Source organism: Synechococcus sp. KORDI-52, from assembly GCF_000737595.1.
GTDB lineage: Bacteria > Cyanobacteriota > Cyanobacteriia > PCC-6307 > Cyanobiaceae > Parasynechococcus.
Genome location: NZ_CP006271.1, coordinates 493,509 through 519,239, shown reverse-complemented (window position 1 = coordinate 519,239; position 25,731 = coordinate 493,509). Strand labels below are relative to the sequence as shown.

Sequence of the window (25,731 nt, the reverse complement as noted above, 5' to 3'; positions counted from 1 at the left end):
GTCACGGCTCCCCGCATCGACCACTCCCCCTCACTGTCATGGCCAACCGCAACGACATGTTCTCTCGTTTCGTCAACTGGCTCAGCGCCAGTGGTCGCGATGGAGCCGCCATCAACCGTCAGGGCGGCAGCCCTGACTTGTTCTCCCGCCTGATGAACCGCATCAGCGGCTGACATCAGAACCTTCGTCCAATTCTCAATCTCATCTGATGGACTACGTCCTACCCAATGAGCTTGTCGACGGCATGATTGCCGCCGGCGGCAAAAAATCAACGGTCAGCGTGAAGAACCTGCTGATCCGTGGCTTCTACTCCGGAGCCATCCTGGGCCTGGCCGTGATCCTGGCCCTCACCGTGGGCATCACTGTCAAAGCCCCCTTTGTTGGCTCGCTGCTGTTCCCCTTCGGCTTCGCCAGCATCGTGCTGTTCGGCATGGAGCTGGTGACCGGCAACTTCGCCCTGCTGCCGATGGCCACCTGGGCTGGCAAAAGCACCTGGGGTGCCACCTTCCGCAACTGGGTCTGGGTCTGGATCGGCAACTGGATCGGCACAGCCGTTGTGGCCGTGATCATGGCCATCAGCCTCACCAGCGGCACCATGGATGGCGCTGCTGACAACGTCGGCCCACCGATCTGGGATGCCGTGGCCCAGAAGATCATGGCGCTCAATCAGATCAACGTTGAGAAGAAGTACGAGGCCCTCGGAAGCATGGGCTTCTTCCTCGCCTTCCTGCGCGGACTGGTGGCCAACTGGCTGGTGTGCCTAGGCGTGACCATGGCTCTGGTGAGCAAGAGCGTTCCCGGCAAGATCCTGGCCTGCTGGCTTCCGATCACCGCCTTCCAATCGATGGGCATGGAGCACATCGTGGTGAACCAGTTCCTGCACACCGCCGGCCCGATCCTCGGTTCAGGCGTTCCCTTCACCAAGGTGATCTTCTGGAACTTCCTGCCAGTCACCCTCGGCAACATCGTGGGAGGCATGGTGTTCATCGGGATGCTCTTCTACAGCACCCACCGCACCCAGATGGAGAACGTGCTTCCGACCGAGCACGATGAAAAACTGGAGCGTGAGCTCGCTGCTGAACTGGGTGCCCGCTGATCCATCCATGAACGACGAAGCCGTTCTCTGGGAACGGCTCGCCCGATCACGACGTGCTCCTTTGGAGCCCGCTTGGCTGGGGGAGGTCTACTCCCCCAGCCTTTCTGTTGATCTGCGGCGAGCCCTCTGCGAAAAACTGGGAATGCAAGCCGAGCACGGCTGGCCGGTCATCCAAGAGCTCCTCGCCGACCATGGGGCTCTGCCTGATTTGGTGATGGCGGCAGGGTTGTGCCACCAGAGCGAGGCCCGCGATTGGCTGTTGGCTCAGCTCATGCAAACCTCAAACGATGAAGACGCCAACCTGATGGTGGTGCAGGCTCTGGCCTGCTGGGGCGCCGAAGTTCCGGAGACGGTTGTGGTGAATTGCTTGCATCACCCGGGCCAGCTGCACCGACTGGCTGGCCTTCAACTGCTCAGCTTCCGGTCCCACTGCCTCGACGACGGCGAACTGCTGCAGTTCTGCCAAGAGGTGTTGAATGATTTCCGCGATCCAGTGGTTATGGCTGCCATACGGGTGTTGCAACGCCGCGATGGCGTGTTGATCAGCGAAAAGCTGGCAGACCTGTGCCGCAATGGGTCCCTGCCTGTAGCCGAGGCCGCCTTCCGCGCGCTCGGTTGCATCGCCACACCTGCCAGTCAGCGCTGCCTGCTGGAGCTGAGTGAGGAGCTGAATGACGACAGTCGTCGCAAAATGGCCAGCACCCAACTGAGCCAACAATTCCGCCAATAAAAAGCCCCGCCGCAGCGGGGCTTAGATGTCTTCAATCAAGACAGTGGGCTTCTCACCACTTTTTGTAGGGCAGGAACTTGCCACACATGGTGATTTTGACGCGATCACCTTTGGGATCTTCCACCTTGTCGACATCAAGCGTGAAGTCGATCGCGCTCATGATGCCGTCACCAAAATGTTCCTGAATGACGTCCTTCAGGGGCATGCCATAGACCTGCATGATCTCGTAAAAGCGATAGATCAGGGGATCAGTGGGAATCACAGGATCGAGGCTGCCCTTGGTGGGGAACTCCTGCAAAGCCGCGGTGATAGCCGGATCCAGGGAGAGCAGCTCAGCCAGCTTTTCAGCCTCTTCCTTGGAGGCCGTGGCCTGTCCATAAAACAAAGAAGCGATCCAGACCTCATCGAGGCCCATGGCCGATTCCAGATCGGCAAAGCTCATGCCCTTGGCCTTCTTGGCGGCCATCAAGCTGGCGGTGACGGTCTCCTGAGAAGGAGCTGACAACGACGGTGTCGAAGGAACAGCTGAAACAGTCATGATTGAACAAAAAGATGTTATGGCCGCCTCAAAAACAGCATCCCAAAGTGGAACGTCTCAGCAGCTTGAAAACTATTGCGCAAATACTGACTTAACAATGAAGCATCAACTACAAAACAACCGCCTGTTTTGAAGCAACAAACACAGCCAACAGGCCAATGATGCAGGTGAAATTAACTCTAAAGAAGAAATTTGAAATGAGCCAATTTTTCCAATCCATGGCGACACTGCTTCAGGCGCAACTCCTTCCTCCAGTAGCAGCGCCCCAACTGATGCTGGAGCGGCTCTACTACGCCGAAGGCCGCCACCACCCTGAGCATCCGCGTCATGGCAGTTTTGAAGGGCTGTCCCGGCTGAGCAAGCCCTAAGCCTTTCGTAGCAATTGCTACCTCTGTGGGGTCAGTCGCTCCTGAAGACTGACTTCAGCTTTCGGTCGGATCCTTGACGAGCGCAGTTCTCTCCGGCCGCAACCGCTTCAAACAGCATCTGCGCAAGGTTGGGAGCGGTGAACACACCAGCAAGGGCATGAGTCGCGAAGAAGCGGCAGATGCCATGGAGCTGATGCTGCAGGGCGAAGCGACGCCTGCACAGATCGGCGCCTTTCTGATTGCCCACCGCATTCGCCGGCCTGAGCCCCAGGAACTCACGGGGATGTTGGACACCTACCGAGCCCATGGCCCGGTGCTTCAATCCAATGCCGGCCGTCGAGCACCGCTGTGTTTCGGCATGCCTTACGACGGGCGCACCCGCACGGCACCGATTTACCCGCTCACCACGCTGGTGCTGCTGGCCTGTGGCCAGCCGGTGGTTCTGCAGGGCGGTAACCGGATGCCAATCAAATACGGCGTCACCGCTGTTGACCTGTTCAGCCTTCTCAATCTCGACCTCACAGGTCTGCCGATCAGCGCCGTTGCAGACGGGTTCCAGCAGAACGGCTTCGCCCTGATCCATCAACCGGATCACTTCCCCATCGCGGAAACCCTGATCAGCTACCGCGAAGAACTGGGCAAGCGTCCACCAGTCGCCAGCCTGGAACTGCTCTGGACCCCCCATCAAGGCGACCACCTTCTCGTGAGTGGCTTTGTCCACCCACCAACAGAAGCGCGCGCCTGGGAAGCCCTGAAGCAAGCCGGCGAAACCGATGTCCTCACCGTGAAGGGATTGGAAGGAGGAACCGACCTGCCCATCGGCCGGGCCTGCATCACGGCTCGGGTGCGGAACGGGGAGTCAGAGCGCTTGATCCTGCATCCCCGCGACCATGGCTGCCACGACGCCGACGTGGAATGGGCGGACGACAACACCTGGGCCGATCAGGCACGCAACGCCCTGCAGAACAAAGGGCCTCTCTGCGACGCCCTGCGCTGGAACGCCGGCGCTTATCTGTGGTTCTCCGGCTGCAGTGATTCCCTGGAACAGGGGATTCAAGAGGCGGAATCCATCCTGAAGAAGGGCCAGGCCCAATCCATGCTGGATCAACTCTGTACGTGGCGGAGCAGCTTGACCATCCGGTAACGCTCGAACGGAACCCCTCCGATCAAAATCGTTTCCGGTGCCTCCACCCACCAGCCACGGCGCTCCAGCAACGGTCGGCTGAACTGGCTGGCCTCCGTCCGCAGCTGCCGGACGCCGGACGCCAAGGCATCCGCTTCAATCTGGTTGAGCAAAGCACTGCCGTGGCCGCGCCTCGACGCACAACCGCGGCAGTAGAGCAGCGACAGACGGTCTGCCGGATGGCGGATCGCAAACGCTGAACCGTCAGTGGTGAGCCATCCCGAGCCATCTCGGAAACTGGCATCGAGCACGCCAGGCAACCAGGCCAGAGCAGCCCAGGCCCTGACTTGTTCATCCGTATAAAGAAGATGGGCCTGCGATTCGATCGCATCGGCATAAATCTCCCGCAACAGCGCTTGATCCTCCGGAGCAATCGGACGCAAAGCCATGGCCGTCGCCTGTGGGAATGTGAGTCTCTCCTGCGTGGCAGCAAGCTTGCAGCGTCTTCGGATTCCCACACTGCTCAGCGCATTTCTCACGCTGCTCAACGACCGACTCAGCGAGAGCATTGTTTTTCCGCTGTTGCCCTTTCTGCTGGCCCAGTTCGCGCCGGACGGACGGACCCTGGGTCTGCTGGCAGGAAGCTATGCCCTTGCTCAGTTCCTGGTCACCCCATTGATCGGGGCACTGAGTGATCGTTACGGGCGCCGACCCGTGATCAGCATCTGTGTTGCGGGCTCCGTCGTGGGCCTTGGACTGTTTGCAGTGACGGTTTCACTGCCGTGGCCGAGCCAAAGCCTGCTGCCCCTGCTGCTGCTGTTCGCCGCACGGATCATTGACGGCATCAGCGGCGGTACGGCAGCGACGGCCAGCGCCGTGCTGGCGGACATCACACCCCCCGACAAGCGGGCCCGTGCCTTCGGCTTGATCGGCGTGGCCTTTGGCTTGGGGTTCATCCTGGGCCCCTTCGTCGGAGGGCAACTGGCCCGGGTGGCGGTGTCCCTTCCTGTTTGGGTCGCCACAGGGTTCGCTGCACTCAACCTCTTGGTGGTGCTCAATCTGCTGCCTGAAACCCACCCCCAGCACTCCCGCAAACGCCTGCCCAGAAAACGTGACCTCAATCCGTTTGCACGGCTGAGCCAGGTGCTGATGAACCCAAGCGTGGGTCGCCTGTGTGGGGCCTTTTTCCTCTTCTTCATGGCCTTCAACGGCTTCACCGCCATCCTGGTGCTCTATTTCAAACAACGCTTCGGCTGGGGCCCTGAGCTCGCCACCACATCCTTCCTGGTGGTGGGAGTGGTCGCCACAGTGGTCCAGGGAGGGCTGATCGGTCCCCTGGTGAAACGCTTTGGTGAATGGCGTCTGACCTTGCTGGGTCTGGGCCTGGTGATCGTTGGATGCCTTTTGATCCCCAGCGTTGGCACATCCGAGCGAGCCGGCGTGATTTTCACAGCCGTGGGCATCCTGGCCCTGGGCACCGGCCTGGTTACACCGAGCCTGCGCAGCCTGGTGTCCCGACGTCTGGGACAAGACGGTCAAGGCAGTGCCCTGGGCAGCCTTCAGGCCCTGCAGAGTTTGGGAAGTTTTCTCGGCCCACCGCTGGCGGGATTGAGCTACGACGTACTGGGCCCTGTGAGTCCCTTCGCGGCAGCGGCAACCGTGCTGGTGCTTGTAATCGGCCTGGTGGCCGGCAGCCCTCTGCCGGGCTTCTCCGACACACAGCCAAGCCAGTCCTGATTGCTACGTTTCGGCTAACGACACGAACGCCGAGCCGTTCAGCCCATGTGCGCAGCAGCCCTTGCCCCGGAGCACTACATCAACCGGGAGCTGAGCTGGATCGCCTTCAACGAGAGGGTTTTAGCCCAGGCCCTTGATCCGCGCACACCCCTGCTCGATCAAGCCAAATTCAGCGCCATCTTCAGCAACAACCTCGATGAATTCTTCATGGTTCGCGTGGCGTCGCTGAAGTCTCAAGTGGAAGCAGGCGTCAGCAAACCGAGTGAGGATGGCAAATCGCCCCTGGAGCAGCTGCTGGCGATCCGAGAGCGCCTGATTCCCCTGCTGCGAAAGCAACAGGTTCATTACCGCCAACATTTGAGGCCGAAGCTGCTCGAGCACAACGTTGCTCTGCTCGATTACAAACAGCTGAACGACGACCAACGCCACTGGGTTGACAACACCTTCCAGACGTCGGTATTCCCGGTGCTGACACCCCTAGCGGTGGACCCGGCTCATCCGTTCCCCTTCGTCAGCAACCTCAGCCTGAACGTCGCAGCCGTGGTTGTCGATCCAGAAACGGGGCAACGTCAATTTGCAAGGGTCAAAGTTCCGCAGAAGAATCTTTCCCGCTTCATCACCATCCCGTCAGACCTGAACGGAACGGAGCACAAACCCCTTCACACCGCCATCGCGCTCGAGCAGGTGATCGCCTTCAACCTCGAGGTGCTGTTCCCTGGCATGACGATCGAAGGGCACTACTTCTTCCGCGTGACGCGGGATGCAGATCTGGAGCTGAGGGATCTGGAAGCCGATGACCTGATGCTGGCCTTGGAACAGGGGCTGCGCAAACGACGCATGGGCGGTGAGGTGGTGCGCCTCGAAGTCCCCAACGAGATGCCGGAAGAAGTGGTGGAGATGCTGATGACGGGCCTGAGCGTGGAAGAGGAGGACCTCTACGTGATCGATGGCCCCCTGGGCCTGGACGACCTCTTCGGCCTGACGGCTCTACCGCTGCCAAAGCTCAAAAGCCGGAGCCACGGAGGGCAGACCCCGGCGGTACTTGCCCGCAGTCAGCAGCACCTGGTAGAGGAGGGAGCGATCAAAGCGGATGAATTCGAATCAATCTTCTCGGTGATTCGTCGTCAGGACATCCTCCTGCACCATCCCTACGAGCTGTTCTCCACAACCGTCGAAGAGTTCATCAATCAGGCAGCGGACGATCCGCAGGTGATGGGCATCAAAATGACGCTCTACCGCACCTCCAAAGACTCACCAATCATCGCTGCACTGATCCGCGCCGCAGAAAACGGCAAGCAGGTGATGGCACTGGTGGAATTGAAAGCGCGATTTGACGAAGACAACAACATTCAGTGGGCCCGGCACCTGGAGCAGTCCGGAGTGCATGTGGTCTACGGGGTGCTGGGACTGAAAACCCACACCAAGATTGTTCTGGTGGTGCGCAAGGAGAAGGACAAGCTTCAGAGTTATGTGCACATCGGCACGGGCAACTACAACTCCAAAACCTCCAAGCTCTACACCGACCTGGGCCTGCTCACCGCCAACAAGCAACTGGGGCAAGACCTGGTGGAACTGTTCAATTACCTCACCGGTTTTTCAAAGCAGCAAAGTTTTCGTCGCCTGCTCGTGGCCCCCGTCACCCTGCGGAAAGGCATGGAGCTGTTGATCCGCCGCGAAATTGAACATGCCCAGCAGGGCCGCGAGGCCGTGATCCGAGCCAAGATGAATTCCCTGGTGGACCCAACGATCATTGCGCTTCTTTATGAAGCGTCCCAAGCCGGAGTGACGATCGAATTGATCATTCGCGGCATGTGCAGCCTCTATCCCGGCCGGGAAGAACTGAGTGAAAACATTCGGGTGATCAGCATCATCGGTCCGTTCCTGGAACACTCAAGGATCTTTTCCTTTGCCAACGGCGGCTCTCCAGAGGTTTACATCGGCAGTGCCGACTGGATGAGCCGCAACCTCGATCGCCGCATTGAAGCGGTCACACCGATCGAAGACCCCGACCATCGCCAGAAACTGGAACGGCTGCTGCAGCTCTACCTGAATGACAACCACAGCGCCTGGGATATGCAGAGCGACGGCACTTTTGTGCAGCGCAAACCAGACAGGGAAAACCCAGAACGCAATTCCCAGATTCAGTTGATCAAGGAATGGAGCAACGGCATCCAATTCAAATAATTCTTTGGATTTCAAAGTGTCCTGCGTCTGTGACATCCACTACAACATTCCTTCAAAAACAAACTTGAAGCTTTCACGATCTCAGTCAAATCAGTTGTTGTGAAAACCCAAAGATTCAGCTCCTGAAATTCTTTCGATTCGAAACAGTCAACACAGTTGCCTGGTGCTAAGTTCAGCCCAAATTCATTCAGGAGACCAGGGTGATGGGGATCCCTCTGGAATCTTCCGGCACGACACAACGGTCGTCTCGGAAGGAACCTGCGTTGCCGTCCACTGGACGTCGACCATCGACTCGACAAGCAGGGCGGCTTGCCACCGACTCCATTGGTTTTTATCTGAGCAGTATCGGACGCATTCCCCTGCTGACGGCAGCTGAAGAGATTGAACTTGCACACCATGTGCAAGCGATGAAGCAACTTCAGGAGCTACCGGAAGAGGAGCTGACCTCCCGGCATCGCCACAAGATCCGCATGGGCAAACGAGCCCGCGACCGGATGATGGCCGCCAACCTCCGCCTCGTGGTGAGCGTGGCGAAGAAATACCAGAACCAGGGCTTGGAGCTGCTCGATCTGGTTCAGGAAGGTGCCATCGGCCTGGAACGAGCGGTCGACAAGTTCGACCCGGCCATGGGCTACAAATTTTCCACCTATGCCTATTGGTGGATTCGCCAAGGCATGACGCGGGCCATCGACAACAGCGCCCGCACCATTCGCCTGCCGATCCACATCAGCGAAAAGCTCTCCAAGATGCGCCGCATCTCCAGGGAGCTGTCGCACCGCTTCGGCCGTCAACCGAATCGGCTGGAGTTGGCAAGTGCAATGGGTATCGAACCCCGGGAACTGGAGGATCTGATTTCCCAGAGCGCGCCCTGTGCATCACTGGATGCCCATGCCCGTGGCGAGGAGGATCGCAGCACCTTGGGCGAACTGATTCCTGACCCCAACGGTGAAGAACCGATGGAAGGGATGGATCGCAGCATCCAGAAGGAACATCTGGGCGGCTGGCTGTCTCAGCTGAATGAGCGCGAGCAGAAGATTCTGAAGTTGCGGTTCGGTCTTGGCGGGGAGGAGCCTCTGACCCTTGCGGAGATCGGTCGTCAGATCAATGTGTCCCGTGAACGCGTCCGACAGCTCGAGGCCAAAGCGATTCTCAAGCTGCGCGCCATGACCAACCACCAACAAGCCGCTTAAGCCACTTGCTTTCCTTGACCGGAACCGTCGCCATCCTCCTCTGGATGGTGATGGTGATAGCGGCCGCCGTGTTGTGTCGTCGGCTTCGGCCGAACCAACGGGAACTCAGCCGAAAGATTGTTCATATCGGAACTGGAGCCGTTGTTCCTTTGGCCTGGTTCTTTCACATTCCTTTTGTCGTTGCCCTGCCTGTTGCAGCGGTGATCACCGTTCTGACGACGATGAACCACCAATGGCGCTTCATCCCCGCCGTTGAAGATGTTGATCGCAACAGCTACGGCACCATCGCCTATGGCATCACGATCACAACGCTGCTTCTGCTGTTCTGGCCAACCCGAGCCGATGCGGTGTCCGCCGGTGTTCTCGTGATGGCCCTGGGAGATGGCCTTGCAGGGTTGATCGGCCGCAACGTCGACTCCCCCAAGTGGGTTCTCTTTGGTCAAACCAAGTCAACCGTCGGCACGATGACCATGGCCATTGTTTCAAGCCTGGTGCTGATCGGCCTGGCGGGATGGTCTGGGGCTGACCTATCTCTGCCGGCAGCCCTTGGCATGGTGGCCATGGCAACCGGGCTGGAACAACTCAGCTGGGGCGGTCTCGACAACCTCAGCGTTCCCCTGAGCGTTGGGGTGCTGTGGAGTCAACTGGTGGTCTGACCTCAAGCGGTGACCGTCTGCTTGCGACTGGCAACGGCCGCGGCCAGATCATCCAGCAAGGTTTCGGTGGTTTCGAGACTGATGCAGGCATCCGTGACGCTCTGGCCATACGTCAACTGCGTCAGGTCGGCGCTCAGCTTCTGGTTGCCTTCCACCAGATGGCTCTCAATCATCACGCCCATCACGTGATTGGAGCCCCCCCGCAACTGGTCAGCAACGCTGGCCAGCACCTCCGCCTGTCGGCGGAAGTCCTTGTTGCTGTTGGCATGGCTGCAATCCACCATGAGACGATCCGCCAGACCGGCCTGGCTCAACTCGGCTGCGGCCTCCTGCACAGCTTCCAAGTGGTAGTTGCTGCCTTGGCTGCCACCACGCAGCACGAGGTGGCCGTAGGGATTGCCCGTGGTGCTGACGATCGATGCATGACCCTCGCGATTGATGCCGAGGAAGTGATGCGGCTTCGCGGCCGCCTGCATGGCATTGATCGCAATGGTGGCGCTGCCGTTGGTGCTGTTCTTGTAGCCAATCGGCATCGACAGCCCTGATGCCATTTCCCGGTGAGTCTGACTTTCCGTCGTCCTGGCGCCGATTGCGGTCCAGCTGATCAAGTCGGCGATGTACTGCGGAACCACAGGATCAAGAAGTTCCGTTGCAGTGGGCATCCCCTCACGGGCAAGATCCAGGAGCAATCCCCGGGCCCGACGCAAACCGGTGTTGATGTCGTAAGAGTCGTCAAGATGGGGGTCGTTGATCAGCCCCTTCCAACCGACCGTGGTCCGCGGCTTCTCGAAATACACCCGCATCACCACCTCCAACTGATCCTTCAAGCGCTCACGGGTCGGTGCCAGGCGCTGGGCATACTCGCGGGCTGCTTTGACGTCGTGGACGGAGCAGGGGCCCACCACCACCAGCAAGCGCTGATCACAGCCACTGAGAATGTCCTGGATGCGCTGGCGAGCCGACGCCACCGTTTCCAGCGCCGCCGTATCCATGGGCAGGTCCTGATGCAGCACAGCAGGGGCAACCAGGGGACGTGTCTCCACCACATGCAAATCGGAGGTGGTGGCCATGACTGGACGCGAGACTCCGACCAAGGCTACGCACCCCGCTCACTGTCAACAGACACGGTCCGGAAGAATGGTGATCGTCCCTGAACAGAGATCTCCATGCTGAGCGCTTACCGCGAGCTGGCCGCCGCCCGGGAAGCCCAGGGCGTTCCCGCTCTTCCGCTCAACGCCGAGCAGACCCAGGGACTGACCGAGCTGCTGCAGAACCCTCCCGCCGGCGAGGAGGAGTTCCTGCTGCACCTGCTCAGCGAACGGATCCCCCCGGGCGTGGATGAAGCGGCTTACGTGAAGGCCACCTGGCTCAGTGCGGTGGCTCAGGGAGACGCCAAGAGCCCCCTGGTGTCACCACTGGAGGCCACCCGCCTGCTGGGAACGATGGTGGGGGGATACAACGTCGCCGCTCTGATCGAGCTGCTGAAGCACGCCGACGCTGCGCTGGCTGGCTGTGCTGCTGAGGGACTCAGCCGAACGCTGCTCGTCTACGACGCGTTCAACGAAGTGATGGATCTGGCGGCGGACAACCGCTTTGCCAAGCAAGTTGTGGACAGCTGGGCTGGAGCCGAGTGGTTCACCGCCAAGCCCGAACTGGCCGACAGCATCACCGTGACGGTGTTCAAGGTTGAAGGCGAAACCAACACGGACGATCTTTCGCCGGCCACCCACGCCACCACCCGGCCGGACATCCCCGTCCATGCCCTGGCGATGCTCGAGACCCGCGATCCAGAAGGCCTGAAGACCATCGCGAGCCTCAAAGAAAAAGGCCATCCCGTGGCCTACGTCGGTGATGTGGTGGGGACCGGGAGCTCCCGCAAGAGCGCCATCAATTCGGTGCTCTGGCACACCGGCAATGACATTCCCCATGTGCCCAACAAACGGGCCGGCGGCGTCATCCTTGGCGGCAAGATCGCCCCGATCTTTTTCAACACCGCTGAAGACTCCGGTGCCCTGCCGATCGAATGCGATGTCACCGACCTGAACACCGGTGATGTGATCACCATTCGCCCCAACGCCGGCACGATCGAACGGGACGGCAAGGTGGTGAGTCGGTTCGAGCTGAAGCCCACCACGATCAGCGACGAGGTGCGGGCCGGCGGTCGCATCCCCCTGATGATCGGTCGCGCCCTCACAGACAAGGTGCGCGCCAAGCTGGGCCTCAGCCCTTCGGAGCTGTTCATCCGCCCCTCAGCCCCGGCAGACACCGGCAAGGGCTTCACCCTGGCGCAGAAGATGGTGGGCAAGGCCTGCGGTCTCGCCGGCGTCCGACCCGGCACCAGCTGCGAACCGCTGATGACCACCGTCGGCTCCCAGGACACCACCGGCCCGATGACGCGGGACGAAATGAAGGAACTGGCCTGCCTGGGCTTCTCCTCCGACCTGGTGATGCAGAGCTTCTGCCACACCGCCGCCTATCCGAAGCCGGTGGATCTACAGACCCAGAAAGACCTGCCCGATTTCTTCGCCCAGCGCGGTGGCGTGGCCCTTCGACCCGGTGACGGCATCATCCACAGCTGGCTGAACCGGATGCTTCTGCCCGACACCGTCGGCACCGGCGGCGACAGCCACACCCGCTTCCCCCTCGGCATCTCCTTCCCCGGCGGCTCTGGGGTGGTGGCCTTTGCGGCCGCCATCGGCGCCATGCCACTGGACATGCCGGAATCGGTGCTGGTGCGCTTCAGCGGATCCCTGCAACCGGGCGTCACGCTCCGGGACGTGGTGAACGCCATCCCCTGGGTGGCCATTCAGCGGGGACTGCTCACCGTTGAAAAGGCCAACAAGAAGAACCTGTTCAACGGCCGGATCATGGAGATCGAAGGTCTGCCCGACCTGAAGCTGGAACAGGCCTTCGAACTCACCGATGCCAGCGCCGAACGCTCCTGCGCCGGCTGCACGATCAAGCTCTCCGAAGAGACGGTGAGCGAATACCTGCGCAGCAACGTGGCGCTGCTCAAAAACATGATCGCCCGCGGCTACAGCGACGCCCGCACCCTTGCCCGCAGGATCAAGGAGATGGAGGCCTGGCTGGCGAATCCCCAGCTGATGAGTGCTGACGCAGACGCGGAGTACGCGGAAGTGCTGGAGATCAACCTCGACGAGCTCACCGAACCGGTGGTGGCCTGCCCCAACGATCCCGACAACGTGAAGTTGCTCAGCGAGGTGGCTGGTGACCCGGTGCAGGAGGTGTTCATCGGCTCCTGCATGACCAACATCGGCCACTACCGCGCCGCGGCCAAGGTGCTGGAAGGCGCCGGCCAGAACGCGGCGCGCCTCTGGGTCTGCCCGCCAACGCGGATGGACGAAGAGACCCTGAAGGAGGAGGGCTACTACGCCACCTTCGAGGCCGCCGGGTCCCGCATGGAGATGCCGGGTTGCTCCCTCTGCATGGGCAACCAGGCCCGCGTGGAGGACAACACCACCGTGTTCTCCACCAGCACCCGCAACTTCAACAACCGCCTGGGCAAGGGTGCTCAGGTGTACCTGGGCAGCGCCGAACTGGCCGCCGTCTGCGCCCGGCTGGGACGCATTCCCACCCCGGAGGAATACCGCAGCATTGCGGCCGAGAAGATCGATCCCCTCTCCGACGAGCTCTACCGCTACCTGAACTTTGATCAGATCAGCGGCTTTGAAGACCAGGGGCGCGTGGTCAGTGCTGACGACGAAGCCACCGTTCTGGCTCAGGCCTGATCCCGGATCACCTCATCTGTGCAATCCCTGAGCGAACCCAAACAACGACGCCACCTCCTGGGCTCCAGCCGGAGCATCAGGAGTTTGTTGGAACGCCGCTGGCTGGTGGTGGTTCTGGCTCTGGCGCTCACGGGCCTTGGGGCTGCCATCACCGGCCTGCTGTTCACCAGCGGCATCAACCTGCTGCGGGATTGGCGGCTCGACCTGCTCGATGAATTTCCAGCCTGGGTGGTGCTCCCCGCCCTCGGCGCCATCGGCGGCATGGTCTCGGCCTGGTTGATCACCAACCTGTCTCCGGCCGCTGGCGGAGCGGGGATCACCCACATCATGGGCTTTCTGCGCCACCGGTCAGTTCCGATGGGGCTTCGGGTTGGCCTGGTGAAACTGGTGGCCGGCATCATTGCCATCGGCTCGGGTTTCCCCCTCGGCCCGGAAGGCCCCGCCGTTCAGATGGGCGGCTCCGTGGCCTGGCAGATGTCCCGCTGGCTGCGGGCACCGGTGGCCTTTCGCCGGGTGATTGTGGCCGCCGGTGGCGGTGCCGGTATTGCCTCCGTGTTCAGTGCTCCCATCGGTGGATTCATCTACGCGATCGAGGAGCTGCTCCACTCCGCCAGGCCCGTGGTGCTGCTACTGGTGATCATCACCACCTTCTCGGCCGACACTCTTGCGGATGTGCTCGGCTTTCTAGGCCTCAACCCCGGGGGCGGCGGGCTCAACAGCACCATCGGATTTCAACTGGAACGGGAGTACACCCCCCTGGTGCGCTTCCTGCCTGTGGATCTGCTGTACCTGATCGCTCTCGGCGTGGTGATCGGCGTTCTGGCCGAGCTCTATACCCGCTACGTGCTCACCATGCAGCGGCAGGGCAACCGTTGGTTCGGTGACCGTCTGATCCTGCGCATGACCCTGAGCGGACTCGTGTTGGGCTGCGTCTATGCAGCCCTGCCCGATGCCTTCCATAACCCCAGCGAGCTGAAGCACCTGATCGGAGCCGGCAAGGCCGACATCAGCCTGGCCCTGGCCAGCTTTGTGGTCCTGTTCTTCAGCACCGGTCTGGCGGCCGGCTCAGGAGCACCGGGAGGATTGTTTATGCCGATGCTGACGCTGGGAGGGGCCATTGGTTTGGCCGGTGGCAGTGGCGTTGAGGCCCTCACCGGCCATGTGCCCACCACCTATGTGTTTGCGGGTATGGGCGCCTTCGTTGCCGGCTGTTCCCGCACCCCGATCTCAGCGATGTTCCTGGCGTTTGCGCTCACCAAGGATCTGCTCATCCTCAAACCGATCCTGGTGGCCTGCCTCACCAGCTTCGTTGTCGCCCGACTGTTCCATCCCCACTCGATCTACGAACGTCAGATGGGCATGGAGCTCGACTCTGAAGATCGGATGACGATGAAACTCAACCGCTATCGACGTCCATTCAGCCCACCAACCCCTCCATCAGGACCAACAGGAGACCTCAGCTGAACCAGGAAACGCTGCTCTTCGATCCGGCCACACCGGACCCTGAGGCCCTGAAGGCCGTGCTGGCCTTTCCCAGCACCTATTCCGTAGGGATCACCAGCCTGGGCTATCAGATCGTCTGGGCGACCCTTGCGCAGCGATCGGATGTGGACGTCCGCCGGCTGTTCACCGATCAGGGTGATGCCATGCCACGCCACATCGATCTGTTCGGGCTCTCCCTGAGCTGGGAACTGGATGGACCGGTGCTGCCGGTGCTGCTGCAGAACCAGCGCATTCCGGTCTGGGCCCTGGAGCGGGGAGATGAAGATCCGATCGTGTTCGGCGGCGGACCGGTGCTCACGGCCAATCCGGAACCCCTGGCGCCGTTTTTTGATGCCGTGCTGCTCGGGGATGGCGAACTGCTGCTGCCCGCCTTCATCGATGCCCTGCAGAGTTGCCGACAGGCACCCCGAGCGGAGCGTCTCCGACAGCTTGCGCAGGTGCCGGGGGTGTACGTGCCGGCGCTATACGCCCCGCGATACGACTCCGATGGGGAACTGATTGCGGTGGAACCGATCGATCCAGCAGTGCCGGCCCTGGTCGAAAAACAGACCTGGCGGGGCAACACCCTCAGTCACTCAACGGTGGTCACCCCCGAAGCCGCTTGGCCCGACATCCATATGGTGGAAGTGGTGCGCAGTTGTCCTGAACTGTGCAGGTTCTGTCTGGCCAGCTACCTGACGCTGCCGTTCCGCACCCCATCGTTGGATAACGGCCTGATCCCGGCCGTGGAGAAAGGTCTTCAGGCCACCAAACGCCTGGGCCTTTTGGGGGCCTCCGTCACCCAGCATCCCCAGTTCGCCGACCTGCTGCACTGGCTGGATCAGGACCGTTTCGATGGCACCCGCGTCAGCGTGAGCTCGGTGAGGGCCGCCACCGTGACCCCTGATTTGGGTCGGATCCTGGCCAAACGGGGCAGCCGCTCGCTCACCATCGCCATCGAAAGTGGCAGTGAGCGGATGCGCGAGGTGGTGAACAAGAAACTCACCACGGAGGCCATCCATGAAGCGGCTCGCCACGCCAAACAGGGCGGCCTTTCGGGTCTCAAGCTCTACGGGATGGTGGGCCTGCCGACGGAATCGGATGAAGACGTCGAAGCGACGGCGGATCTTCTGCTGGCGCTCAAGAAAGGGACCGCCGGACTGCGCTTCACCCTGGGGGTGAGCACCTTTGTGCCCAAAGCCCAAACCCCATTCCAATGGCAGGGGGTTCGACCGGAAGCAGAGAAGCGCCTCAAACGTCTGGCCAAGCGTTTGAAACCGAAGGGAATCGAGTTCCGCCCGGAGAGCTATGGCTGGAGCGTGATACAGGCCCTGCTCTCCCGCAGCGACCGTCGCCTGGCACCGGTGATCGCGGCCGTTGGCGAGGGCCGCGAAAGCATGGGCGGCTGGAAAAAGACCTACCGGGCTGCCCTCAACGGTGAGCTCCAGCCAATGCCAGGGCCGAACTTGCCATCACCACCACCTTGGAGCGCGGTGATCCACGAAGCATGGGAAGCCTCAACGACCCTCCCCTGGACCCACCTCAGGGGGCCCCTGGCTCCGACGATGCTGCGGGACCATCACGATCAGGCCTTGGGTGTGGAATCGGCCCAACCTCCTGGTTGAAGGCGGCCAAACCTGCCAACAGTGTCCAACCGAGAATGTTGAGGCGACTGTCAAAAAAGGGCAGGTCGGTGGCATGCATCACCACCAACACAAGCGTGGCAGTCCACCAGGCCCGCTCCATGGGCGCTTTCTGCAGCATTCCCCGACGCAGGGCCAACGCCAGCAGAAGCAGCACCGTTCCGACAATCAACATCATCACCGGAAGGCCGTGGCTGATCGCGAGTTCCAGGGGGAGATTGTGGGAATGGCCATGCCAACGCTTGGCCGCATAGATCGGGTACAGCACGCTGAAGGCAGCTGCCCCCCAGCCCAGCCAGGGACGGGACGCAACCAACTCCAAGGCATACCCCCATTGCCCCAGGCGGGTGTGTTTCCAGGCGGTGGGCCCGCCCTGCTCCAGAAGCCGCTCAAGGATCGGCTCAGGCACCAGAGCCATCGCCAGTTGGCGCAATCCGGAAGGCACACCAGGCAGCACCACGAACACAAACGGAGCGGCTAACAGCACCAGCAGGGGAAGCAACCAGAACCACTGCATCGGCCCCAGGACAAAGGGAATCGCCAGGGCAAGGCCTCCCATGGCATTGCGCGACTGGGTGAGCACGATGGCCAGAACCGTTGAAAGCGTGAGCACCAGAGCAGCACCACGCCGCCACCAACCATCCGGTCGCAGCACAGCCGCCAGCATCAAGGGCCAAACCACCCCGAGCCAGGCACCTGCGATGTTGGCGTAATCAAACAGGGCTGAAAGTCGACCCTGAGGCTGGCCACCCGGGGCGACGAACCAGATGATGGCGCCGCCTCCGAGTTGCCAGGGCCCCTGCCAACCCAGAAACATTTGCCCCAGCCCAGTGAGCAGCACGGGCAAGGTTCCGGCCACCAGCATCCAAGCCGCCTGACGGCGCTGCTGTTCGCTGGCGAGATAGGGCTGAAAAGCCCAGAAAGCCCAGAACAACGGCAACCAATTGGCCAACCCTGCCCAGGCCAGAGACCCCGTTTCCGCCCCCAGCGCCCCCACCAACATCAACAGGGCAGCGACCAGGAACGGCTGCGTCCAGCGGTCCTGCCAAAAAGGCCAATCCCGACCCCGACTACCCCTGACACAGGCCACCAACAGGCAAATACCCGAGAGAAGAGCACTGGAGGGAAGCAGAAACAGGCCGAGCTGGAATGCCTGATGACCGCGATGAGACGTCATGCAAAAACAGCTGTACGACCGCGATACACCATCACCTGACGGCGCAGATGCAGGCGAAGAGCCCGGGCCAGAGCAAGACGTTCGGTGTCACGACCCTTGCGAATCAGATCCTCCACCTCATCGCGGTGGCTGACGGGAACCGTGGTTTGCTCAATGATCGGGCCGTCATCCAGATCCTCAGTCACGTAGTGCGCTGTGGCGCCGATGAGCTTGACCCCACGGTCCCAGGCCCGGTGATAAGGCTGAGCACCCTTGAACGCAGGCAGAAAGGAATGATGAATGTTGATCACCTGCGGAAATCGCTCGAGGAAATCAGCACTGAGCACTTGCATGTACTTGGCCAAAACTGCGAGTTCAACGGCGTTCTCCTCAAGCAGCTGCAACATGTGCTGCTCGGCTTCCTCCTTGGCGTCTTTCCTGACAGGCACACAAACGAAGGGAATTTCGAACGATGCACACAGCGGTTCCAAGTCCGGATGGTTGGCGATGACCAGGGGAACCTGCATCGGTAACTCACCACTTTGAACACGCCAGAGCAGATCCTGCAGGCAGTGGCTCTGCTTGCTGGCGAAGATCGCCACACGGGGGAGCGCATCTGAGAAATGAAGCTGCACTTCACCACCAAGCCGCTCGCCCAGAGCCTGAGCGGCCTCAGGCAAGGCATCCCTGGGAATGCCGAACCCCTTGAGCTGCCATTCGATACGGCTGAGAAACAGCCCCGCTCCGGCGTCGGTGTGGTGATCGGCATGGCGAATGCTCCCGCCATTGGCGGCCACCCAACCTGCCAATGCGCTGACCAAGCCCGGGCGATCAGGGCAGATCATCTGAAGGATGACCGTTGCGTCACTCACGACAACGCTTTGAAAAACAAATTCTCCCGCGCTGAAGGGGCTGGTTAAAGTCGCTGAAAATTTTTTGATCACCATGCTGAAGGCTCTGAGACGCCTGGCTGCGTTCTGCCTCTGCATCACCATCGGCCTGGGCCTTGTTAGCCCAAGTCATGTTCAGGCGGCAGGCGTCAAAGCGGAAGACCTGTCTGTGATCAAACGTCAAGCTTCCGCCTTCGAGGCCACCAAGTCCCGCTTGCCGGAGCTGGCTCGGCTGGTGAGCGCCAAGGACTGGACCTTCACCCGCAACCTGATCCATGGGCCGATGCAGGAAGTGGGACGGGAAATGCTGTACATCAACCAGCGCCTCGACAAGAGCGACCGCAAGAAGGCCGACAAGGTTGCTCGCTCCTTGAAGGAAGCCATGGCCGATCTGGATGAAGCCGCACGCCTGCAAGATTTCAGCCGCATGCAGAAGTCGTACAGCGCGGTGGCAGCCGGATTTGACGCTTACAGCGATTTGATCCCTGCTGAGGCCTTCAGCTGACCCGCTCCGTTGGAGTGATTGGTGCCGGGGCCATCGGCCTTGGCACCGCCTGGCATCTGGCCCAACAAGGGCATGCTGTTTCTGTTTACGACCCTCGCCTGAACCAGTCCGTTGATCGCAAGGGATCAGCAAATGATTTGAGTGGAACATCGGCATCCCTCGGGGTGCTGATGGGCCACGTGTTTCGTCGCAGCAGCGGGCGGGGCTGGAGGCTTCGCCGCCGGAGCATGGAGCTCTGGCCGCAATGGATCGAAACGCTGCAGGCTCACCAGCCTGACCTCAAGCTCCATCCAGGCCTGCTGCAAATCGCCGAGGACGAACGAGCGGCTGAGCGAATGGAGTCGCTGGCCGCCCAGCGCGTTGACCTGGGCCTTCAGATGGTCACCAACGCCAACTTGGCAGCGGTCTGGCCGACGGCCAGCCACGGCGGTCTCCACTCGCGCCACGACGGTCGCGTGGATCCACTGCTGCTGCAACTGGCCCTGCGACAGGCGTTGACAGGGCAAAGCGTGGAGCTGAATGCCACGGCAGTGATCCGCCTGGAGCGCAACGACAACCACTGGTGTGTGCATCGCGCCGATGGAGACAGCTCCGATCACAACCTTGTGGTGCTCTCCACAGCCCTGAACACAGACGCCTTGCTGGAACCGCTGGGCCAGGCCCGAGCGATGACACCGGTGTTGGGCCAGGCCCTGTCACTGGAACTGACAACGGGTCCGACAACGTGGAGCAACTGGCCCTCAGTGCTGGTGGATCAGGGCTTCAACCTGATTCCAACCGCACCCGGGCAGTTGCTGCTTGGGGCCACCGTGGAACCGGGCGATCGCGCTTCGGAGGATCCTCTGACCCTGATGCGCAACCTGAATGAGCGGGCACCGGAATGGCTGCGCTCAGCCACGGTGGTTGGCCATTGGAGTGGCCTGCGAGCTCGGCCCGTGGATCGCCCGGCCCCTCTGCTGGAGGAGCTGGAACCAGGGTTGATCCTTGCCAGTGGGCACTACCGCAACGGCGTTCTGCTCACGCCTGGCACCGCCGAGTGGGTCGCCGCTGCCGCTGAGCAGGCATAAAAAAGGGCCCCGCAGGGCCCTAACGCGTTGGTGAACCAACCGATCACTTGGTCTCGGTGAACTCCGCGTCGATGACGTCGTCACTGGCATCGCCACCACCGGGGTTGGCACCAGCACCGGCGTCAGCACCAGGCGCACCAGCACCTGCTGCAGCCCCGTCCTGCTGGTAGACGGAGGCTCCCACGGTGTAGAGCTCCTGCTGCAGTTCCTCCAGCAGGGTCTTCATGGCGTCGTAATCATCCTTCTCGGTGGCTTCCTTGAGCTTGAGGCGCTTCTCCTCCAACTTCGCCTTGGCGTCAGCATCGACCTTGTCCCCCAGTTCGCCCATCTGCTTTTCAGCCTGGTAGACGAGGGTTTCGGCCTGGTTCTTGAGGTCGATCTTCTCGCGCTTCTCCTTGTCAGCGCTGGCGTTTGCCTCAGCGTCCTTGACCATCTTGTCGACCTCAGAATCCGAGAGGGTCGAGGCACCGGTGATCGAGATGGACTGCTCCTTGCCGCTGCCCTTGTCCTTGGCGGTGACGCTGAGGATGCCGTTGGCGTCGATGTCGAAGATCACTTCGATCTGAGGCACGCCCCGGGGAGCCGGAGGAATGCCATCGAGACGGAAGGTTCCAAGCGATTTGTTGTCGGACGCCATCTCGCGCTCACCCTGGAGCACGTGAATTTCCACATTGGTCTGACCATCCACAGCCGTGGAGTAGGTCTCGGTTTTCTTGGTGGGAACCGTGGTGTTGCGGGTGATCATCTTGGTCATCACACCGCCGAGGGTCTCCACACCCAGTGAGAGGGGCGTGACGTCGAGAAGAAGGATGTCCTTCACCTCGCCGGCCAGCACACCGCCCTGAATAGCAGCACCAACAGCGACCACCTCATCGGGGTTCACGGTCTGGTTGGGGTCTTTGCCGGTGATGCGCTTGACCAGTTCGAGCACGGCCGGGATGCGGGTGGAACCACCCACCATCACGATCTCGTCCAGCTCGCCGGAGGAGAGCTTGGCGTCCTTGAGCGCTTGCTCCACAGGCATGGCGCAGCGGTCGATCAGCTTCGAGGCCAGTTCCTCGAATTTGGCGCGGGTGAGGGTGAGATCCAGGTGCTTGGGACCCTCAGGCGTGGCCGTGATGAACGGCAGATTGATCTCGCTCTGGGTGGCGTTGGACAGTTCAACCTTGGCTTTTTCAGCGGCTTCGGTGAGGCGCTGCAGGGCCTGCTTGTCCTGACGCAGATCGATGCCTTCATTGGATTTAAAGGTCTCGGCCAGGTGATCAACGATCACCTTGTCGAAGTCGTCACCGCCGAGGTGCGTGTCACCAGCGGTGGACAACACCTCAAACACGCCGTCGCCAACTTCCAGGACGGAGACGTCGAAGGTGCCGCCGCCCAGGTCGAAGACCAGGATGCGCTCGTTGCTCTTCTTGTCGAGGCCATAGGCCAGAGCCGCAGCGGTGGGCTCGTTGATGATGCGCAGCACCTCAAGACCAGCGATCTTGCCGGCGTCCTTGGTGGCCTGGCGCTGGGAGTCGTTGAAGTAGGCCGGAACGGTGATCACCGCCTGGCTGACGGTTTCACCGAGGTACTTACCAGCATCCTCGGCCAACTTGCGCAGCACCTGGGCGGAAACCTCTTCAGGCGCGAATTGCTTTTCGAGAACCGGGCACTTCACCTTCACGTTGGAGCCGGCCTTCTCAACGCCGTAGCTCACCTCCTTCGACTCCTCATTCACCTCATCAACCCGACGACCGATGAAACGCTTGACCGAATAAAAAGTGTTGTCCGGGTTCATCACCGCCTGGCGTTTGGCGATCTGCCCCACCAGCTGGTCTTGATTCTTGGTGTAAGCAACCACGGAGGGCGTCGTGCGGAAACCCTCGGCGTTCGCGATCACGGTGGGCTTGCCGCCCTCCATCACGGAAACACAGCTGTTCGTGGTGCCAAGGTCAATGCCGACAACCTTGCCCATCGGTGCCCACCTCCTGAAATGGTGATTTGAATGGACTCATCCTCCACAGCGAACCCGGTGACAGGCGAGGTGTGGTTCCCGAACAGGCAGGCTGGTGGAGCGATCCGGCCCTGGCAATGATCAACGGCGGCACCAGCCTTGTGGGCCTGCTTGGCCATCCGGTACGGCACTCGCTGTCGCCGGTGATGCAGAACGCAGCCCTCACATCGATGGGGCTCAACTGGCGCTACCTGGCCCTGCCCTGCGAAAGCGAAAGTCTTGATCAGGTGTTGAAGGGTCTCAGGGCTGTTGGCTGCCAAGGCCTCAATGTCACCATCCCCCACAAGCAAACCATCGCGGGTCTCTGCGAGGAACTGAGCGCGCTGGCACAACGTCTCGGCGCCGTCAACACCCTGATTCCAGGAGAGGGCGGTGGCTGGTTCGGCACCAACACAGACGTGGAGGGCTTTCTCGCACCCCTCGGTGTCAAGGAACTCTGGGGTGGACGCCATGCCGTGGTGATCGGCTGCGGCGGATCGGCGCGGGCGGTGGTGGCCGGCCTGCAGACCCTGGACCTCAGCAGCATCACCGTTGTGGGACGCCGAAGCGAGACACTGCAAGCCTTCATCGCTGCTCTGCAGCAGGACAAGGCCCCCCTGACGCCCTGTCTCGACAACGCAGCTCAGCTCAATGACGCCATCGCTCAAGCGGCTCTCGTGGTGAACACCACCCCGGTGGGCATGGCCCAGCACGGTGACCCCGAGGCGATGCCACTGGGGGCCGAAATCTGGTCCAGGCTGAGCTCCGAAGCGGTTCTCTACGACCTGATCTACACACCAAGGCCCACCAGCTGGCTCACCGCTGGGCAACAACGGGGCCAGCGGTGCATCGATGGCCTCGAGATGCTGGTGCACCAGGGCGCTGCCTCGCTGCGGCTCTGGAGTGGTCAAAACGACGTTCCTGTCGAGACGATGCGAAGCGCCGCCGCGACTGCTCTTGCGACCTAAGGTCCCAACAATCCCTAGCCCCACCGTGCAGATTCCTCTTTGGCAGCGGCTGGTCGCACCGCTGGTTTACCTGCTCCCCTGGAGTGACGCAATTCCCTTCGGCCTCGGGGCTGACGGTGTGTTCAACCAGATCCCGTTGCTCAGGCTGCTGATCGTTCCCGCCGTGCCGCTGATCCAACTGAATCGGGGAGTTCCGTTCGGTGGGTTGTTGCTGTTCTTTGTGCTGTTTCTGGCGGTTGTTCGCAACCCAAATGTTCCCTACTTCCTGCGGTTCAACACCCTGCAGGCCCTTCTCACCGACATTGTGATCGTGGTGTTGAGCTTTGCCTTTGGAATCCTGCTCCAACCGGTTGCCGGCGGCAGCCTGCTGCTGAGCACCCTCTCAAGCACGATTGTGGTGGCGGTGCTGGCCATTCTTCTGTTCGCCCTGGTGGAGTGCTGGCGCGGGCGCGAACCGGATCTTCCCGGCATCAGCCAGGCCGTACGCATGCAGCTTTACTGAAGTACTGGGGCACGCAAGGGGATAAGGTGTTGGATCCGTCGCTCACTCCAGTGAGCCTGAAGCCCCGTAGGAGCTGCCCATGACGCTCGATCCGTACTACGAAACCATGTACATCCTCCGTCCGGATATTCCGGAGGAGGAAGTCGAAAGCCATCTCACCAAGTACCGCGACATGCTCGTGGAAGCTGGTGCCGATGTGCTGGACAACCAGATGCGCGGCAAGCGCCGTCTCGCCTATCCAATCGCCAAGCACAAGGAAGGAGGCATCTACGTGCAACTGAGCCACAACGGCGATGGCCAGCACGTTGCGGTGCTCGAGAAAGCCATGCGCCTCAGTGAGGACGTGATCCGCTACCTGACGGTGAAACAGGAAGGCCCCCTTCCCGCACCTCGGGTGATGCCGGGCAGCGAAGCTGCTCAACAGCAACAAGCCGAAGCCGCTGCATCAGCTGACTGATCAGCATTGTGTGATCTCTGGGCGGGCGATAGCGTCCGCCCATGGATTCACAACCCAAACAGCCCCAGGCAGCCGAAACCATTAGGAACGAGCGTCATGGCGACGTTGAAGTGATTCGGTTGTTGAAGAGCAGAATCAAAGAACTCGAAGCCGAAATCCAGGCTTATGAAGACCTTCTGGCCGAACTGCCTGAAGTTTTTGAACGCCGGTTCCAACAGCGACTGGAGCCGTTGATGGAGCGGTATCGACTGCTGGCTGACCAGGTTGAACAACAACAGAATGAGCGGCCTCAGCCAGCCCTATCTGGGACCCCAGAACCGAACAACGTCGTGCGCTTTCCGGCCCTGAGGCTTCCCAGATTCCTGCGGAAGCAGCAACGTTCAGCTTGAACGGCGATGTGACGCTGACCAGAGGCGGGTGGGCAAACCCCAGACATAAATAAAGCCCTCGGCAGCACGATGATCGAATTGATCCTCACTGCCATAGGACGCCATCTCAGGGACGTAGAGGCTGCTGTCGGCTGAACCTCGACCGGTGACCGTGGCCGTTCCCTTGTGCAAGCGGAGACGGACAACACCATTGACAGTGGTCTGGGTGCGGTCCATGAAGCCGTCAAGAGCATCCTTGAGGGGGCCGAACCAAAGGCCCTGATAAACAAGATCGGCCCACTGCATTTCCAGTTGCCGCTTGCTGCGCAGCACATCGGCGGCCAACGTCAGACTTTCCAGTTCCTGGTGGGCCTGGATCAGCAGCAACAGCCCCGGCGTTTCGTAGATCTCCCGGGATTTGATGCCCACCACCCGGTTCTCGATCATGTCAAGGCGACCAATGCCATGGGTACCCGCCAGACGGTTGGCTTCACGAATCAACGCCACAGGGTCCAGCTGCTGACCATTGATCGCCACAGGATTGCCGGATTCAAAAGCAATCTCGATCTCTTCATAAGCGTCGGGAGCCGCCTCCACCGATCGCGTCATCGCAAACACCTCTTCCGGCGGAGCCACCATCGGATCCTCAAGGGGTCCCGCCTCGATGCTGCGGCCCAGCAAATTGAGGTCGATCGAATAGGGCGACTTCTTGCTCACCGGAGCAGGAAGACCAAAGCGTTCGCCGTAGGAAATGGTCTCCTCACGGCTCATGCCCCACTCACGGGCTGGGGTGAGGACCTTGAGATCCGGGGCCAGTGCAGCGATGGCCACATCGAAACGCACTTGGTCGTTGCCCTTGCCTGTGCATCCATGGGCAACAGCATCGGCACCCACCTCCCGAGCCACTTCCACCAGGCGCTTGGCGATCAGAGGCCTCGCCAGGGCCGTGGAGAGGGGGTAACGGCCTTCGTAGAGAGCGTTGGCACGAATCGCCGGAAAAGCGAAATCCTTGATGAACGGTTCGATCAGATCGCCCACCAGCGACTGACTGGCACCGGCATCCAGCGCCTTCTGTCGAATCGGTTCAAGCTCGTCGCCCTGTCCGAGGTCGGCGGCAAATGTGATCACGTCCTCCACACCCCATTCCTGCTTGAGGTACGGGATGCAGACACTGGTATCCACTCCCCCGGAATAGGCGAGTACCACCTTCTTGGCGCGGCCCATCAATGGGTCTCCTGATCACATCCCTCTGATTCTCTCGTCTCGCCGGCCGCACCCTGTGGAGAGGTCGTTAACAACCATGCCGCCAACAGCGCAGCCGGGGAAACAACCAGCAGCAGCGCCAAG

26 protein-coding genes are annotated in these 25,731 nt (G+C 61.2%); 18 read left to right on the top strand and 8 right to left on the bottom strand.

What is annotated here, in order from left to right:
• Nucleotides 1-38 precede the first annotated feature (38 nt).
• From KR52_RS02590 to KR52_RS02580, 3 genes are read left to right on the top strand one after another with little or no spacing between them, the layout of a single operon-like run.
• The gene (locus KR52_RS02590; RefSeq protein ID WP_038552088.1) at nucleotides 39-173 is read left to right on the top strand and encodes a hypothetical protein; all 135 of its coding nucleotides are present in this window, start codon (nucleotides 39-41) and stop codon (nucleotides 171-173) included.
• Nucleotides 174-208: 35 nt separating this feature from the next.
• Entirely contained in the window at nucleotides 209-1,096 is an 888-nt protein-coding gene (locus tag KR52_RS02585) for a formate/nitrite transporter family protein (RefSeq protein WP_038552086.1), read from the top strand.
• A gap of 7 nt (nucleotides 1,097-1,103) precedes the next feature.
• Complete coding sequence (locus KR52_RS02580; RefSeq protein WP_038556756.1) at nucleotides 1,104-1,826, top strand: phage capsid protein; 723 nt, start codon at nucleotides 1,104-1,106, stop codon at nucleotides 1,824-1,826.
• 52 nt (nucleotides 1,827-1,878) lie between these two features.
• On the opposite strand, the gene cynS is transcribed toward KR52_RS02580, so the two are convergent.
• The gene (gene cynS / locus KR52_RS02575; protein WP_173402185.1) at nucleotides 1,879-2,364 is read right to left on the bottom strand and encodes a cyanase; all 486 of its coding nucleotides are present in this window, start codon (nucleotides 2,362-2,364) and stop codon (nucleotides 1,879-1,881) included.
• Between cynS and KR52_RS15215 the strand changes: the two genes are divergently transcribed.
• The 3 genes from KR52_RS15215 to KR52_RS02565 all read left to right on the top strand — a co-directional run bounded on the left by KR52_RS15215 (nucleotide 2,363) and on the right by KR52_RS02565 (nucleotide 3,876).
• Complete coding sequence (locus tag KR52_RS15215) at nucleotides 2,363-2,497, top strand: hypothetical protein (protein WP_256382195.1); 135 nt, start codon at nucleotides 2,363-2,365, stop codon at nucleotides 2,495-2,497. The two genes, cynS and KR52_RS15215, sit on opposite strands and share 2 nt — an antisense overlap.
• 85 nt (nucleotides 2,498-2,582) lie before the next feature.
• Nucleotides 2,583-2,732, top strand: a complete 150-nt coding sequence (locus KR52_RS02570) for a cyanate hydratase (RefSeq protein ID WP_253912434.1) — start codon at nucleotides 2,583-2,585, stop codon at nucleotides 2,730-2,732.
• 73 nt (nucleotides 2,733-2,805) lie between these two features.
• Entirely contained in the window at nucleotides 2,806-3,876 is a 1,071-nt protein-coding gene (locus KR52_RS02565) for an anthranilate phosphoribosyltransferase family protein (protein ID WP_038552084.1), read from the top strand.
• Here the strand turns inward: KR52_RS02565 and KR52_RS02560 are convergent.
• On the bottom strand, nucleotides 3,837-4,304 hold the full coding sequence (locus tag KR52_RS02560; protein WP_038552082.1) for a GNAT family N-acetyltransferase: 468 nt from the start codon (nucleotides 4,302-4,304) through the stop codon (nucleotides 3,837-3,839). The two genes, KR52_RS02565 and KR52_RS02560, sit on opposite strands and share 40 nt — an antisense overlap.
• On the opposite strand from KR52_RS02560, the gene KR52_RS02555 reads away from it, so the two are divergent.
• From KR52_RS02555 to KR52_RS02540, 4 genes are all read left to right on the top strand, one after another.
• Nucleotides 4,303-5,592 carry an MFS transporter gene (locus tag KR52_RS02555; protein WP_084221928.1) on the top strand — a complete coding sequence of 430 codons (1,290 nt, stop codon included), beginning with the start codon at nucleotides 4,303-4,305 and terminating at the stop codon, nucleotides 5,590-5,592. The two genes, KR52_RS02560 and KR52_RS02555, sit on opposite strands and share 2 nt — an antisense overlap.
• 45 nt (nucleotides 5,593-5,637) lie before the next feature.
• The gene (gene ppk1 / locus KR52_RS02550) at nucleotides 5,638-7,776 is read left to right on the top strand and encodes a polyphosphate kinase 1 (RefSeq protein ID WP_038552080.1); all 2,139 of its coding nucleotides are present in this window, start codon (nucleotides 5,638-5,640) and stop codon (nucleotides 7,774-7,776) included.
• A gap of 203 nt (nucleotides 7,777-7,979) precedes the next feature.
• Complete coding sequence (locus tag KR52_RS02545) at nucleotides 7,980-8,966, top strand: RpoD/SigA family RNA polymerase sigma factor (protein ID WP_038552078.1); 987 nt, start codon at nucleotides 7,980-7,982, stop codon at nucleotides 8,964-8,966.
• Between the two features lie 5 nt (nucleotides 8,967-8,971).
• The gene (locus tag KR52_RS02540; protein ID WP_038552076.1) at nucleotides 8,972-9,622 is read left to right on the top strand and encodes a diacylglycerol/polyprenol kinase family protein; all 651 of its coding nucleotides are present in this window, start codon (nucleotides 8,972-8,974) and stop codon (nucleotides 9,620-9,622) included.
• Between the two features lie 2 nt (nucleotides 9,623-9,624).
• Here the strand turns inward: KR52_RS02540 and KR52_RS02535 are convergent, their stop codons facing one another.
• Entirely contained in the window at nucleotides 9,625-10,692 is a 1,068-nt protein-coding gene (locus KR52_RS02535) for a 3-deoxy-7-phosphoheptulonate synthase (RefSeq protein WP_038552074.1), read from the bottom strand.
• A gap of 96 nt (nucleotides 10,693-10,788) precedes the next feature.
• On the opposite strand from KR52_RS02535, the gene acnB reads away from it, so the two are divergent.
• The 3 genes from acnB to KR52_RS02520 are packed head-to-tail and all read left to right on the top strand — an operon-like array spanning nucleotide 10,789 to nucleotide 16,478.
• Nucleotides 10,789-13,371, top strand: a complete 2,583-nt coding sequence (gene acnB / locus KR52_RS02530) for a bifunctional aconitate hydratase 2/2-methylisocitrate dehydratase (RefSeq protein ID WP_038552072.1) — start codon at nucleotides 10,789-10,791, stop codon at nucleotides 13,369-13,371.
• An 18-nt stretch (nucleotides 13,372-13,389) separates the two neighbouring features.
• Nucleotides 13,390-14,835, top strand: a complete 1,446-nt coding sequence (locus KR52_RS02525) for a ClC family H(+)/Cl(-) exchange transporter (RefSeq protein ID WP_038552069.1) — start codon at nucleotides 13,390-13,392, stop codon at nucleotides 14,833-14,835.
• Nucleotides 14,836-14,891: 56 nt separating this feature from the next.
• The gene (locus KR52_RS02520) at nucleotides 14,892-16,478 is read left to right on the top strand and encodes a radical SAM protein (protein ID WP_038552066.1); all 1,587 of its coding nucleotides are present in this window, start codon (nucleotides 14,892-14,894) and stop codon (nucleotides 16,476-16,478) included.
• Here the strand turns inward: KR52_RS02520 and KR52_RS02515 are convergent.
• Nucleotides 16,396-17,673 (bottom strand): O-antigen ligase, encoded by a 1,278-nt coding sequence (locus KR52_RS02515; RefSeq protein ID WP_038552063.1) that lies wholly within the window; start codon nucleotides 17,671-17,673, stop codon nucleotides 16,396-16,398. The genes KR52_RS02520 and KR52_RS02515 overlap by 83 nt on opposite strands.
• Complete coding sequence (gene purU / locus KR52_RS02510) at nucleotides 17,670-18,524, bottom strand: formyltetrahydrofolate deformylase (RefSeq protein WP_038556748.1); 855 nt, start codon at nucleotides 18,522-18,524, stop codon at nucleotides 17,670-17,672. The genes KR52_RS02515 and purU overlap by 4 nt, the downstream gene beginning before the upstream one ends.
• Before the next feature lie 73 nt (nucleotides 18,525-18,597).
• Between purU and psbQ the strand changes: the two genes are divergently transcribed.
• Nucleotides 18,598-19,047: a photosystem II protein PsbQ gene (gene psbQ, locus KR52_RS02505; protein WP_038552060.1), complete on the top strand. Its 450-nt coding sequence runs from the start codon at nucleotides 18,598-18,600 to the stop codon at nucleotides 19,045-19,047.
• A gap of 14 nt (nucleotides 19,048-19,061) precedes the next feature.
• Complete coding sequence (locus KR52_RS02500; protein WP_038552056.1) at nucleotides 19,062-20,114, top strand: FAD-binding oxidoreductase; 1,053 nt, start codon at nucleotides 19,062-19,064, stop codon at nucleotides 20,112-20,114.
• A gap of 43 nt (nucleotides 20,115-20,157) precedes the next feature.
• On the opposite strand, the gene dnaK is transcribed toward KR52_RS02500, so the two are convergent.
• Nucleotides 20,158-22,071: a molecular chaperone DnaK gene (gene dnaK / locus KR52_RS02495; protein ID WP_038552053.1), complete on the bottom strand. Its 1,914-nt coding sequence runs from the start codon at nucleotides 22,069-22,071 to the stop codon at nucleotides 20,158-20,160.
• A gap of 116 nt (nucleotides 22,072-22,187) precedes the next feature.
• On the opposite strand from dnaK, the gene KR52_RS02490 reads away from it, so the two are divergent.
• The 3 genes from KR52_RS02490 to rpsF all read left to right on the top strand — a co-directional run bounded on the left by KR52_RS02490 (nucleotide 22,188) and on the right by rpsF (nucleotide 24,016).
• Entirely contained in the window at nucleotides 22,188-23,057 is an 870-nt protein-coding gene (locus KR52_RS02490; protein ID WP_038556746.1) for a shikimate dehydrogenase, read from the top strand.
• Complete coding sequence (locus KR52_RS02485) at nucleotides 23,047-23,559, top strand: Tic20 family protein (RefSeq protein WP_256382194.1); 513 nt, start codon at nucleotides 23,047-23,049, stop codon at nucleotides 23,557-23,559. The genes KR52_RS02490 and KR52_RS02485 overlap by 11 nt, the downstream gene beginning before the upstream one ends.
• Before the next feature lie 79 nt (nucleotides 23,560-23,638).
• Complete coding sequence (gene rpsF, locus KR52_RS02480; protein WP_038552048.1) at nucleotides 23,639-24,016, top strand: 30S ribosomal protein S6; 378 nt, start codon at nucleotides 23,639-23,641, stop codon at nucleotides 24,014-24,016.
• A 47-nt stretch (nucleotides 24,017-24,063) separates the two neighbouring features.
• Here the strand turns inward: rpsF and KR52_RS14055 are convergent, their stop codons facing one another.
• Nucleotides 24,064-24,291: a hypothetical protein gene (locus KR52_RS14055; RefSeq protein WP_162175601.1), complete on the bottom strand. Its 228-nt coding sequence runs from the start codon at nucleotides 24,289-24,291 to the stop codon at nucleotides 24,064-24,066.
• 105 nt (nucleotides 24,292-24,396) lie between these two features.
• Nucleotides 24,397-25,608: an argininosuccinate synthase gene (locus tag KR52_RS02470; protein WP_038552042.1), complete on the bottom strand. Its 1,212-nt coding sequence runs from the start codon at nucleotides 25,606-25,608 to the stop codon at nucleotides 24,397-24,399.
• Nucleotides 25,609-25,731 lie beyond the last annotated feature (123 nt).

Bases quoted from the DNA above. Each gene is read 5' to 3' on its own strand.
- KR52_RS02590 (WP_038552088.1), top strand. From the start codon at position 39: ATGGCCAACCGCAACGACATGTTCTCTCGTTTCGTCAACTGGCTCAGC.
- KR52_RS02585 (WP_038552086.1), top strand. From the start codon at position 209: ATGGACTACGTCCTACCCAATGAGCTTGTCGACGGCATGATTGCCGCC.
- KR52_RS02580 (WP_038556756.1), top strand. From the start codon at position 1,104: ATGAACGACGAAGCCGTTCTCTGGGAACGGCTCGCCCGATCACGACGT.
- KR52_RS15215 (WP_256382195.1), top strand. From the start codon at position 2,363: ATGATTGAACAAAAAGATGTTATGGCCGCCTCAAAAACAGCATCCCAA.
- cynS (WP_173402185.1), bottom strand. From the start codon at position 2,364: ATGACTGTTTCAGCTGTTCCTTCGACACCGTCGTTGTCAGCTCCTTCT.
- KR52_RS02570 (WP_253912434.1), top strand. From the start codon at position 2,583: ATGGCGACACTGCTTCAGGCGCAACTCCTTCCTCCAGTAGCAGCGCCC.
- KR52_RS02555 (WP_084221928.1), top strand. From the start codon at position 4,303: ATGGCCGTCGCCTGTGGGAATGTGAGTCTCTCCTGCGTGGCAGCAAGC.
- KR52_RS02560 (WP_038552082.1), bottom strand. From the start codon at position 4,304: ATGGCTTTGCGTCCGATTGCTCCGGAGGATCAAGCGCTGTTGCGGGAG.
- ppk1 (WP_038552080.1), top strand. From the start codon at position 5,638: ATGTGCGCAGCAGCCCTTGCCCCGGAGCACTACATCAACCGGGAGCTG.
- KR52_RS02545 (WP_038552078.1), top strand. From the start codon at position 7,980: ATGGGGATCCCTCTGGAATCTTCCGGCACGACACAACGGTCGTCTCGG.
- KR52_RS02535 (WP_038552074.1), bottom strand. From the start codon at position 10,692: ATGGCCACCACCTCCGATTTGCATGTGGTGGAGACACGTCCCCTGGTT.
- acnB (WP_038552072.1), top strand. From the start codon at position 10,789: ATGCTGAGCGCTTACCGCGAGCTGGCCGCCGCCCGGGAAGCCCAGGGC.
- KR52_RS02515 (WP_038552063.1), bottom strand. From the start codon at position 17,673: ATGACGTCTCATCGCGGTCATCAGGCATTCCAGCTCGGCCTGTTTCTG.
- psbQ (WP_038552060.1), top strand. From the start codon at position 18,598: ATGCTGAAGGCTCTGAGACGCCTGGCTGCGTTCTGCCTCTGCATCACC.
- dnaK (WP_038552053.1), bottom strand. From the start codon at position 22,071: ATGGGCAAGGTTGTCGGCATTGACCTTGGCACCACGAACAGCTGTGTT.
- KR52_RS02490 (WP_038556746.1), top strand. From the start codon at position 22,188: ATGATCAACGGCGGCACCAGCCTTGTGGGCCTGCTTGGCCATCCGGTA.
- rpsF (WP_038552048.1), top strand. From the start codon at position 23,639: ATGACGCTCGATCCGTACTACGAAACCATGTACATCCTCCGTCCGGAT.
- KR52_RS02470 (WP_038552042.1), bottom strand. From the start codon at position 25,608: ATGGGCCGCGCCAAGAAGGTGGTACTCGCCTATTCCGGGGGAGTGGAT.